General features: G+C 50.9%; 10 protein-coding genes and 1 tRNA gene. 1 reads left to right on the forward strand and 10 read right to left on the reverse strand.

All coding sequences use genetic code 11. From position 1 onward, the window contains the following. Positions 1–37 precede the first annotated feature (37 nt). From yajC to queA, 3 genes are all read right to left on the reverse strand, one after another. Complete coding sequence (gene yajC, locus BTA51_RS08595) at positions 38–400, reverse strand: preprotein translocase subunit YajC (protein ID WP_094707024.1); 363 nt, start codon at positions 398–400, stop codon at positions 38–40. A 139-nt stretch (positions 401–539) separates the two neighbouring features. Further along, positions 540–1,667, reverse strand: coding sequence for a tRNA guanosine(34) transglycosylase Tgt (tgt, locus tag BTA51_RS08600; protein WP_094707025.1), 1,128 nt, complete (start codon positions 1,665–1,667; stop codon positions 540–542). Positions 1,668–1,740: 73 nt separating this feature from the next. Next, positions 1,741–2,760, reverse strand: coding sequence for a tRNA preQ1(34) S-adenosylmethionine ribosyltransferase-isomerase QueA (queA, locus tag BTA51_RS08605; protein ID WP_094707026.1), 1,020 nt, complete (start codon positions 2,758–2,760; stop codon positions 1,741–1,743). 287 nt (positions 2,761–3,047) lie between these two features. Here queA and BTA51_RS08610 point away from each other — a divergent pair. After that, positions 3,048–3,132, forward strand: a tRNA-Leu gene (locus BTA51_RS08610). 166 nt (positions 3,133–3,298) lie between these two features. Here BTA51_RS08610 and flgL read toward each other — a convergent pair. From flgL to flgF, 7 genes are all read right to left on the reverse strand, one after another. Then, a complete protein-coding gene (gene flgL / locus BTA51_RS08615) occupies positions 3,299–4,537 on the reverse strand; it encodes a flagellar hook-associated protein FlgL (RefSeq protein WP_094707027.1) in 1,239 nt (412 codons plus the stop codon). Between the two features lie 46 nt (positions 4,538–4,583). Beyond that, positions 4,584–7,256 (reverse strand): flagellar hook-associated protein FlgK, encoded by a 2,673-nt coding sequence (gene flgK / locus BTA51_RS08620; RefSeq protein ID WP_094707028.1) that lies wholly within the window; start codon positions 7,254–7,256, stop codon positions 4,584–4,586. An 11-nt stretch (positions 7,257–7,267) separates the two neighbouring features. Continuing rightward, a complete protein-coding gene (flgJ, locus tag BTA51_RS08625) occupies positions 7,268–8,404 on the reverse strand; it encodes a flagellar assembly peptidoglycan hydrolase FlgJ (RefSeq protein ID WP_094707029.1) in 1,137 nt (378 codons plus the stop codon). Between the two features lie 4 nt (positions 8,405–8,408). Beyond that, positions 8,409–9,482, reverse strand: coding sequence for a flagellar basal body P-ring protein FlgI (locus BTA51_RS08630; protein WP_168188118.1), 1,074 nt, complete (start codon positions 9,480–9,482; stop codon positions 8,409–8,411). Positions 9,483–9,539: 57 nt separating this feature from the next. Beyond that, a complete protein-coding gene (gene flgH, locus BTA51_RS08635; RefSeq protein WP_094707031.1) occupies positions 9,540–10,238 on the reverse strand; it encodes a flagellar basal body L-ring protein FlgH in 699 nt (232 codons plus the stop codon). 58 nt (positions 10,239–10,296) lie between these two features. Continuing rightward, positions 10,297–11,082, reverse strand: coding sequence for a flagellar basal-body rod protein FlgG (flgG, locus tag BTA51_RS08640; RefSeq protein WP_094707032.1), 786 nt, complete (start codon positions 11,080–11,082; stop codon positions 10,297–10,299). A gap of 141 nt (positions 11,083–11,223) precedes the next feature. Beyond that, positions 11,224–11,979 carry a flagellar basal-body rod protein FlgF gene (gene flgF, locus BTA51_RS08645; protein WP_094707033.1) on the reverse strand — a complete coding sequence of 252 codons (756 nt, stop codon included), beginning with the start codon at positions 11,977–11,979 and terminating at the stop codon, positions 11,224–11,226. Between the last annotated feature and the right edge of the window lie 13 nt (positions 11,980–11,992).

The raw sequence follows: 11,992 nt of genomic DNA on the forward strand, positions 1-11,992 counted from the left end.
GGCCTGATCGTCGTTTATCAGGCCACAGTTCTTCAAATTAAATATCTTTCAGAGTTCCCTTAGGCAGTGCTGTTGTCACGGCAGCCTTCTGGACTTTGATCTCAACATTGTCAGCAATTTCGACCACGATGAAGTCATCCTTCACCCGCACGATTCTGCCGGCTACACCGCCATTGATCAGCACCTCATCGCCCTTGCCAAGACCGCCAACCAACTCACGGTGCTCTTTGGCACGCTTGCTTTGAGGACGCCATACCAGGAAATAGAAAATCAGTACGAAACCACCCAGGAAAAGAATTTGCATGATCGCGCTGGGACCCTGTGGCACAGCATCTTCAGCCATAGCGAAAGTAGGCAGCAGCATTGCAAAAATGGCAGCGAAAATACGCTTGTGTAACATGTGATTTCAACTCCAGTTAAAGTTAAGTTTTTCAACAGAAATTCAATTAATTCCCATTGTGGGCAGAGCTCTCTGATATAGCCCTGCACTCCTCCGGAACGCTTTCCGGATCATGGCAGAAGCCCTATAACCTATTGAATTAAGCAGGAATACCCGCTTCCTGCTTTTGGTAAAACTGTTCTACAAAGGCCGACAATTTACCCTCTTCAATCGCCTGACGCAAACCAGACATGAGGTTTTGGTAGTAACGCAGGTTATGTATGGTATTTAAATGAGCCCCAAGCATTTCCCCGCATTTATCAAGGTGATACAAGTAGCCCCTGGTAAAGGTTTGACATGTATAACAATCGCACTCCGGGTCCAGAGGACGAGTATCATTCTTGTATCGGCTATTGCGAATCTTCACCACACCATGACTGGTGAACAAATGACCATTGCGGGCATTCCTGGTCGGCATTACGCAGTCAAACATATCGACACCGCGCAAAACACCTTCTACCAGATCTTCCGGCTTTCCAACCCCCATCAGGTAACGTGGCTTATCTGCGGGCATTTTCTCCGGCAGGTAATCCAGAACCTTAATCATTTCCTCTTTAGGCTCACCTACAGACAGACCACCAATGGCATACCCGTCAAACCCGATTTTCTGAAGACCATCGAGCGACTCATAGCGCAAATTCTCATACATCCCCCCCTGAACAATCCCAAACAGGGCGGACGGACTATCACCATGAGCGTCTTTACTTCTTTTTGCCCACCGCAGCGACAAACGCATGGACTGCGCGGCTTCGGTTTCTGTCGCAGGAAACGGCGTACACTCATCAAAGATCATAACAATGTCCGATCCCAGCGCGCGCTGCACTTCCATGGACTTTTCCGGATCCATAAAAATGGTCGATCCATCGATTGGCGATTTGAACTTCACCCCTTCTTCGGTGATCTTACGGATATCTCCAAGACTGAATACCTGAAAGCCGCCTGAATCGGTCAAAATTGGCCCTTGCCACTGCATAAAATCATGCAGATCACCATGCTCCCGCATGATTTCAGTCCCAGGACGCAACCATAGATGAAAGGTGTTACCAAGAATTATATGGGCACCGATCTCCTTGATATCCCGCGGCGTCATTCCTTTCACCGTCCCGTAGGTGCCTACCGGCATAAATGCGGGCGTCTCCACAACTCCACGCGGAAAGGTAAGCCGTCCACGCCGGGCCTTGCCGTCAGTTGTGGATACATCAAATTTCATGAAACATGTACGTGACAAATCTAATCTCCTGTGCCCGCCGGTAGCTCTTTATCCGGACAGACCATTTTTAAAGCAATAGGACAATCCGGTATCAGGGGTGCAGCAACATGGCATCGCCGTAACTGAAAAAACGATACTCGCGGGCTATGGCGTCCTGATACGCCGCCAATATATTTTCCCTGCCGGCAAATGCCGATACCAACATCAGCAGAGTCGACTTAGGCAGGTGAAAGTTGGTGATCAAAGCATCCACCACCTGAAACTGGTAGCCGGGATAAATAAAGATCTGGGTATCCCCTACATAGGGCTTTATTCCCCCCGAAGCTGCAGCCGTCTCCAGCGACCGCACCGCGGTGGTTCCAACCGCTATCACTTTATTTCCGTTGCCCCGGGCTTTCACAATCCGGTCAACACATTCTCTGTTAACCTCAAGATATTCCTTGTGCATCTTGTGGTCATTTATCGACTCCACACGCACAGGCTGAAAGGTACCCGCTCCTACATGGAGGGTAACGTATGCAAATTCAACCCCTTTGGCAGACAAACGAGCCAATAACTCTTCATCGAAATGCAATCCCGCAGTGGGTGCCGCAACGGCGCCGGGATTTCGATTGTATACCGTCTGATAGCGTTCTCTGTCCGAGACTTCATCTTCTCTATCTATATAAGGAGGCAGTGGCATATGGCCATGAGACTCCAATATGTCTGAAATAGAGGCGGCTCCCAATGAACGGACAAAGAAAAGCGCATCATCCCGGCCAGTGACTTCCAGTACATTGTCACCTATATGAATCTGAGCGCCGGGCTTCGGGGCTTTACTGGAACGAATATGCGCCATGGCTTCATGGCTACTGATGACCCGCTCGATCAATACTTCCACTTTTCCGCCAGTGGCTTTTTGCCCGAACATTCTGGCGGGGATCACCCGAGTATCATTAAACACCAGCAGATCACCCGGATTAAGGTAATCTTCAATATCCTGGAACTGTCGGTGTTCTACTTTCCCGGAGCTTTTATCCATACATAGAAGACGACTGGAGCTTCTTTTGGATAATGGATACTTGGCAATCAGGGATTCGGGTAAATCAAAGTCGAAATCGTCTACACGCATTAAGGCTGGCTTAGGTCAAAAAAAGGCCGCATAGCTTAGCCGAATTTGAGGCTCAAAGCCATATAGAGCGGGACTTTTCAGGGTATTATCAAGGATAAAACAGGTACTGAATTCACAAAACACCCATGCACAAATAGCTGCCTCCGGCTATTTTTTCACCAGACATATCAATAACCTGGAGACTCACAAATTACCATTCAATTGATAAAAGAGTTGACCGATGTAACAAAAGCAGTATAATCGCGGGCCTGTAATCACTTGGGGCATCTTCCCGGGTATTACAAAGTGCCGGAGTGGCGGAACTGGTAGACGCGCACGACTCAAACTCGTGTTCCTCCGGGAGTGGGAGTTCGATTCTCCCCTCCGGCACCACTTTTCTTTCTTCTAAAGTTTTTTCCAGACTCTCAATCGACTTTCTTTCTAGCAATAAGTCTCTGGCTAACCAGCGGCCCTCAGACAAATTAACAACATTTCTCCAATAGGCGTTAATCAGCCCAATAATACTTTTACTGAGCTGATATCACGTCGTAATGGCGTGCTACAGCAAATCAAAGAGAGACAGGTTCGTTACCTGGGTATAGGATTGCTGCGCAGCCTGAAGGATCAGGTTCTGAAAACTCAGACGACTGACAGCTTCCGCCATATCAACATCCTGCAGCTCGGACAGCACTTCTTTGGTATGAACCTCAACATCTCCCTGTAACGCATCAATGCTTTCGATCGTATTTAAACGGGCTCCCAGCTCTGACCTTTTTTCCAACAGCTTGGTTTCTGCATTGGTTAGATTGGCCAGCGTGGAATCGATCAGATCCGTCAATATCTGACGCCCTTCAGGAGTATCCTGATAATCCTCCAAACCGGCCGCCAGACGTTCTACCGTCGTCAACAGCCCCTGCTTTTCAGAGGACTGAACAAAGAACACATCCCCCGGCTGCGGCGAACCGATGATTTCAACCTGAATACCGTTCGCCGAGATAGGATCACCACTGGTATACACCTGATTACTTAATACCGGTTTACCGTCGGACTTTTGCACGATGCTGTAATTCGGACGCGCCGGGGTTACATCGGTTTCATCATTGAAAACAATCACCATGTCTTCAGGATAGAACTCGTCATAGAGCTCCTGATCAATCATCTGCCCCTGGGTGATAACCGCAGGAGGCTCAGAGGTATTACGCGGACTGGCCTGGGTGTAGAAAGTATTGTTCTCACTCGCGACGTTAACAAAAATATCCTTGCCGTTATCACTGGCAGCCACCGTCACGGCAGCATCAATCTGCACCAGACGCTGACCTTCATCCCCCACATAAACATAGGCGCCAGCCTCATTAAGCTGAAACGGCTCCTGCTTACCCTGATACCCCCCAAAGATATACTCCCCACTGGGATCTTTGGAGTTCATGATTCCAACCAGCTGACCCAGACGCTGCTGAACTTCCTCAGCAATAAACTTTTTATCGTCAGCATTTTGCGACCCATCACCCGCCTGGATCGTCAGCTCCTTGAGTCGCTGTATGACATCACTCACGCTACCCAGCAGCCCATCCTCCAGCTCCAAACGGTTTTGCGCCAGATTGATATTGCTCTGGTATTGCCCAAGCAACGCCAATTCCTGATTTATCTGCAGGATTCGCGTAGACGCTACAGGGTCGTCTGATGGCGTTAGCACCCTCTTACCACTGGAAATCTGCAACTGAGTTTTCTGCAGCTGCGCATTCACATCGAGAATGTTGTCCAGACCGCGATTAAAAAGCTGATGGGTTGATATGCGCATCTTATATACCTCTTGGCTCTTACCTGCCGTTTCCAGCTATCAGCGCCTAACTAAAAGTCCCCAACAAAGTGTCAAACAACTGGCGGGCCACCGAAACCACCTGAGCGGATGCATTGTACGCCGCCTGAAATTGAATAAGCCTCCCGGCCTCTTCGTCCAGGTTCACCCCGGCCTGTTCCAGCCACCTGTTTTCAGATTGCGTCAATAAAGCTTTTGAAGTTTCCGAATCCAGGGTCGCCTGACTGGCCGTGGATCCAACCACCTCAACCAGCTGAGAATATGACTCACTATAGGTACTGACCCCGCCCCCAATGGTACCCGTTACTTCGAGCTCTGCCATTGCGAGGACGTTACGGTTATCGGAGATCCCTCCCTCGTTATATTCAATGGTAAAGCTATCGCCCTGCTGAGGAGTTCCCGTAATGAATGACTGATACCCCTTGAAAGTGGATTCCGCCACCGGGGCCTGCTCAAACAACGTGTTGTTGTTCGCTGTAATTCTTACCCCTTCGTCCAGCCGGACATCAACAAACCCTCCAACAGCGGTCCCCTGCCCCCCAGCAATCGTGACCGGAGCCCCCGCATTGGCTGTATTGATATCTACCGAATCAGTGGCGTCCCCCACCACTTCCACAACAATATCCTTACCGGTTAACGACCTGATTGTCAGCGTCGATCCATCACTGAAGGCGATGATGTCATCATCGGACAAGGTAGAGTTGGCGTTAATCAAGTCCGCCATATCATCGGGACCGAAACTTCCTCCCGCTGGAATCGTCAGAGTCTCACCATTGATGGTGAGTGTGGGCGAGATACCCGCACCATCATCAACAAAGTTGTCCACTTCCACGATGGTATAAGCACTGACTGATACACCATTGCGACTTGACAGCGCTGCCGCGATATCCTCAGCCGAAGAGTTGGCCGCAATATTCAGCGCAGACTGAGTGGTCACGACCCCCGTTTCCAGATCACGACTCTGGATCGTCAGGGTCTGGGCGCTGTACCCGTTAACAAAAGGACCGGGGGAAGCGGAAGTGGCAGGGATTTGTGCAATATCAGTCCCTTCGGCACTGACACTTGTTTGCCCGGAATCCGCAGTAAAAATGTAATTTTTGATTCCCGGAATATAGAGCTCGTTATTCATCGGCGGATCCAGCGGAACGGGATTGGCCGGATCGGAATTGTCCAGGATTTCGTAATAGTTATCAGTCAGAAAATGAATCAGAATTGGAGGACTCAACTCCCCCTCTACCTCAAATGTCGGCAGCAGACTATCAGTGGAAGTTTGATTAACCGCCAACATTTCACCAGGGCTGATTACTGCATTTCCCACATTACCAAGATCAGCCTCAGTACGGATCGGTGAAGCGAAAGCGATCTCCTCCACCCGACTGATAGACAGGTCGATATCTCTCGCGCCAAACCGGGTCGGCGCGACAATAAAACTGTCTCCCGCTTGAAAGCTACCGGATTCAAAGGTGATTTCCACACCATCAAACTCAAAGGTTGAGGGGAAGAATCCGGTTAACTGCCCACGGGTTATCACTTCTCCGGTGGCAGCGTTGGTGACCAGAATATCGTTGTCAGTCGGTCCGGTGAATTCCAACTCATAATCGAGTGTCGTCAAATCCCCGGTATCTACAATCTTGGCATAGATAACCCGGTCATCCGGAGTTGCATTATTGTCATTGGCGATGACCCGGTTGAACATATTGTCTTCGGAGTTAATATCCTCAAAGAACAATCCGCCAAGATTATTTTCCAGATCCATCCCCAGCTGATGCTGTTCATTGATGGTGTCGGCCAATGTCCAGGCAATACGCCCCATAGAGTTATAGGAATCCTGCAGAATGCCATCCCGAAACTCCAGAATACCGCCCAACTGACCACCATCGATCTCGGAGGTAATCGCATTACTCTTACCCCCGGTAATCATCACAATATCCATCTTCGTTGGATCTTCATCGCTGGCCGCCACCTCTAGACTGTTGGCAGTAGATCCGATCACCAGCGACTGACCATTACCAATCAGAATGTTGTACTGCCCATCCGTCTGCTCAACCACGGTTACCGAAACGATTTCGGACAACTCCCTGATCAATTGATCCCTTTTGTCGAGCAAATCGTTCGGCTCCACACCTGAAGCCCGCCCCGTAGAGGAGATTATCGCCTTATTAACCTGGGCGATTTCCTCAGCTAACGCATTCAGATCCGTAACCTGCGCCCGCATGTCCTGATTGATGCTGCCGGACAACGCATCCAACCGTCCGTACAAGACATTAAACCGGTTGATCAGACCGTCTGCCTGAGTCAACACCAGCTGCCGCTCAGGAATTGACGAAGGATCGTCGGAAGAACTCTGCAGTGATTCAAAAAAATCACTCAATCCAGGCGACAGCCCGGTGGCCGAATCTGCCAGCAGACTGTCTATCTGACTAACATTGGAACGGAGTTTCTCTATCTGGTTATAAAGGGAAGAGTCACTTCTGACCTGAGCGATCAAAAACTCATTAGTCATACGGGTAATACTGGCAACATTAACCCCAGTTCCCATATATCCAGCGCCAGTGTACTGAGAAGGTGTCGTTTCAAAGTCCACCCGTTGACGGGTATAGCCTTCCGTATTGGCATTGGTGACATTGTTACCAGTTGTGGAAAGCGCTGTCTGATTAGCTTTTAGCCCTGTCAGACCAATATTGATAAGACCGCTACTCATCTCCTCCCTCCTTATATCTGCTCACTGGCACCTGAGACATCCTTTATCAGGGCCTCAATATCAACGGCCGGCAATCCTTTTCCGCTCGCTGACTCCGACTGCTTCACCGGCTTCACTGTTTCAAACCAGCCACTGCGGATGATTCGATTGATCTTGTCCGCATACTGAGGATCTGTGGCGTAACCGGCCTTTTGCAGAGCCTCTGTATACATTTCCGGGCTCTCAGCCAGCTTTAACGCCTCCTCATACCGGGGATTACCTTTCAAAAAGCGCAGGTAATCAGTAAAACTTTCCTCGTAACTGTTGTAGGCACGAAACCCTGCCCGCTCCTTCATCGCAACACCATCACGGTATTCCGTTGTATTGGTCCAGACGACATTGCCATCCCAACGCTGATCAGCCTTGATACCGAACAGGTTAAAACTGGCCTGCTCCCCATCCTGGATCATGTGTTGACCCCAGCCGGTTTCCAAGGCTGACTGTGCAAGTAGAACCCTGGGATCCACTCCCATTTCTTTTGCCACTTTCTGTGCTATCGGCATCAGTGTGGCAATAAAATCCTGCGGTGATTCAAAGCCTTCAGATTGCGGAGAGACTAAACCACCTTCATCGCTGACATTATCTGAGGCCGCTTCTGCCACCTCATTACTTCCCCCTAACTGCTCAGCGTAATAAGCAACCTGCTCCAGTGTTTCAACTTCTTCCTCTGTCAGGCTGCCCAGTTCAGAAGACTCCTCCCCCTGATCGACTGACGGCAGAAGCTTCGGCATCACTGCCTGGGAACGAGGATAATCAGCAAGTGATTTATACAAAGCAGGAACACTTTCGCCCGATTCACGGCGCGTCAGCTGCTTCACCAGCATATCGGCCAACCCCATTCCCTTATCCCGGGTCATGGTCAGACTCAACTGATGATCCAGCATATCCTGGTATACCTCTGTCGCCGGCTCATGAAACATATTCCCCTCGGCAAATACCGAGTTTGCCTGACGCATGGATTTCAGCATCAGATTGACCATCATTGACTCAAACTGCCTGGCTACGCCCTCTATAGCTTGGGAACGATCGATCCCCGGCCCCTTCAGCTTTTGCAGAGCGGTCAGGTCGGTGTAGACATGTGCCTGATCTAAGGGAGTAGAGGTTTTCATAACGTTAGATCACAATCAGATCAGCTTTCAGTGCGCCGGCCTGTTTAAGCGCCTCAAGCACCGCCATCACATCGCCCGGGGCCGCCCCTACCTGGTTGACCGCGCGCACGATATCATTCAATGTCGCTGCCGGCCCGAACTTGAACATATGGGCCGGTTCACTCTCCACATTCACATCACTTTGCGGAACCACAACGGTTTGCCCATCGGACAAAGGATTAGGCTGACTGACGCCGGTATTCTCAGCGATAGTGACAGTAAGATTCCCATGCGTAACCGCCGCCGGCAGCACCTTAACGTTCTGACCGACCACAATGGTTCCTGTGCGGGAGTTAATCACCACCCTGGCTGCTTCAATACCTGGCTCAACCTCCAGGTTTTCGAGAATCGATAAAAAGTTAACCCGCTGGGACGGATTCCGGGGCGCCAACACCCGGATACTGGTCGCATCGAGGGCTTCTGCCGACTGCGGCCCTAACAGGTTGTTGATACGATCCTGAACCCGTTTTGCCGTGGTAAAGTCCGGAGAGTTAAGATTCAGAGTCAAGGTGTCGCCATGACCAAACGCATTGGGAACAGTGCGCTCAACGGTTGCCCCATTAGGTATCCGCCCCACACTGGGAACGTTAACCGTAATGCTGGAACCATCTGCGCCTGAAGCACCAAAGCCTCCAACCACCAGATTCCCCTGCGCCATGGCATAAACGTTTCCATCAGCACCTTTCAAAGTGGTAAGCAGCAGACTTCCTCCGCGAAGGCTTTTGGCATTGCCGATGGATGAAACCGTGATATCAATTTCCTGACCCGGCTTGGAAAACGGTGGCAACTCCGCATGAACCGAAACCGCCGCCACATTCTTAAGACTGAGATTCGTGCCTGTAGGTATGGAAATACCAAAACGGTTCATCATGTTGCGAAAGGTCTGATCGGTATAGGGAGCCTTGTCTCCGGTTCCATCCAGACCAACCACCAGACCGTAACCCACAATCTGGTTACTACGTACGCCGGCAACAGAGGCAATATCCTTAATCCTGTCAGCCATGACCTCCATAGCCGCCCCCATCATCAAGACTCCCATCAGGAGAGCAATGATTTTGTTTCTGATTTCGGGATACATATACTTCACCCAAGTCCTCTAGAGAGGAAACCATTCGCTGTTAAAGAAGCGGGACAGCCACCCCTGACGATTCACGTCCGCCAAATCTCCGGTACCACTATATGAAAAACGTGCATCGGCAATTTTGGTGGACAGAATAGTATTATCGATACCAATATCCTGAGGCCTGACCAACCCACTCACCCGGACATACTCATCACTTTCGGTCAGTGTCAGCCATTTTTCCCCACGTATTCTAAGCAAGCCGTTGGGAAGCACTTCAGAAACCGTCACACTGATATTGCCTGTCAGACTGTTACTCTGGTCAGCCCCGGAAGATCCGGAAAAGTCCCGCTCAAATTTCGGGTTGGTGGCAAGACTCAGGTTGGCTGCCGACACCGATGTTCCCAAAATCGTGGGCTCATCGATGGTCGCCTCAGAATCCTTGGTCATGTTTGTGGCAGCACTTTTGGAAGACTGTGTACGCTCCTGCAGCACGATGGTCAGAATGTCGCCCACCTGATGCGCCGTTCGATCGCCATAGAGGGAAAAACCCGGGCTACTGGAATAGATCGAACCATCTACCGGCGCTGGCGGCACCAGTGAGTTAGGCGGTACCGGGGCAAACATCGGATCACCAGGCAAAGGCCGCTCTCTGGTCAGGGGTGCACAGGCCGTCGTTACCACAACGGCACCGACCACAGCCAATTTGCACAACTTAACAACCAACGAATTCATAACTTTCAGCTCCCGCTCAGTTTAACCGGCGACTATGCACCCGCACTGAACTCACGACTTATAGATTTTGCGTTACGTATTGCAGCATTTGATCTGCAGTCGTAACCACCTTGGCATTCATCTCATAAGCACGCTGAGTCGTGATCATATCGACCATTTCCTCGACGATTTCCACGTTGGAGGTTTCGATCATGCCCTGCTCAGTACTTCCCAGGCCGTCAAGCCCGGGGGTACCCTCCTGCGGATCGCCGCTGGAGCCAGTCTGCACAAACAGGTTATTGCCCGTTGCTTCCAGGCCGGCGGGATTGACAAAATCAGCGAGGGAAATGGTACCTATCTGAGTAGGAGTGGCAGTGCCGGGCACTGTGACACTGACAATTCCGTCGGTACTGATCGTAATATTGGTAGCGTTATCAGGAACGGTAATCGAGGGCTCGAGCGGATAACCATTCGCCGTGACGATATTGCCTTCAGAATCCATGTGAAACTGACCGTCACGGGTATAGCTGATCGTGCCGTCAGGCATCAGGATCTGAAAGAATCCACGCCCATTGATTGCCACATCCAGCGGCTGTTCGGTGACTTCCAGATTGCCTTCGGTGAACACCTTTTGTGTTCCTACCACACGCACACCGGTCCCGAGCTGTAAACCACTGGGTATTTCTGTGTTCTGGGATGACTGGCCGCCCGGCTGTGTCTTGATCTGATAAAGAAGATCCTGAAACACCGCCCGATCACGTTTAAACCCGTTAGTGTTAACGTTAGCCAGATTATTGGAAATGGTCTTCAGCGCCGTATCTTGCGCCGCCAGTCCCGTTTTGCTTACCCACAAAGCACCGTGCATAAAATGTCTCCTATTCAGGTCAGGCAATATCCGGAGTCTTCAGACTGCCGGCTATTCGCACCCGAACTCACCTTTTCAAACACATCACAAAGGTTTGTGAACCTGAACGTATGGCGGAAAATTGCCGCCATAACGTCTATATCAGGAGATCTGCAATAAGCGTGCCGCAGCTTCGGTATTTTGATCAGCTGCACGCATTACCTTCACTTGCAGCTCGAATTGGCGGGAGAGAGAAAGGATTTCCGTCATTTCTTCGACGGCATTAACATTGGAAGCTTCCAGGTAGCCCGGCTCAAGACTGACGAAAGCGTCAGCCGGCACAGGCTGCCCGGCATTCTGGGCATCAGGCCGAATCCTAACCAGACCATCTTCACCTTTGGCAAGCTGATCTGCAGCCGGATTGACAAGTTTAATCCGGTCGATTTCTGCGATTCCCTGGGCCGTTTCACCAAGAGCCACAACAGAAATCGTTCCGTCACCACCGATCTGCACTTTGGCAGCAGGCGGAATGGCTACGGGACCGCCATTGCCGAGCACCGGCAATCCGGAGCCGGTGCGCAGAATGCCGTTCACATCAATCTGCAGCTCCCCCTCTCGGGTATAGGCCTCAGTGCCATCCGGCGCTTGCACGGCAATCCATCCTTCACCGGCGATGGCTACGTCCAGGTCGCGCCCGGTCTGAATTAACGACCCCTGCTCAAAGTCCGTGGCCGGACGCTCAGTCATGGCATATGCGCGGCTGGGATAATAATCACCAAACACCGGCATGGCCCGAGCCTGCATCCAGTCGGACTTGAACCCAGTGGTATTGACGTTGGCCAGGTTGTTGGCGTGACCACGCTGCGACAGCATATTCTGCGCAGCACCGGTCATCGCAATGTACAACGCTTTATCCATAGACTAATACCTC

This window comes from Hahella sp. CCB-MM4 (assembly GCF_002260525.1).
Taxonomy (GTDB): domain Bacteria; phylum Pseudomonadota; class Gammaproteobacteria; order Pseudomonadales; family Oleiphilaceae; genus Hahella.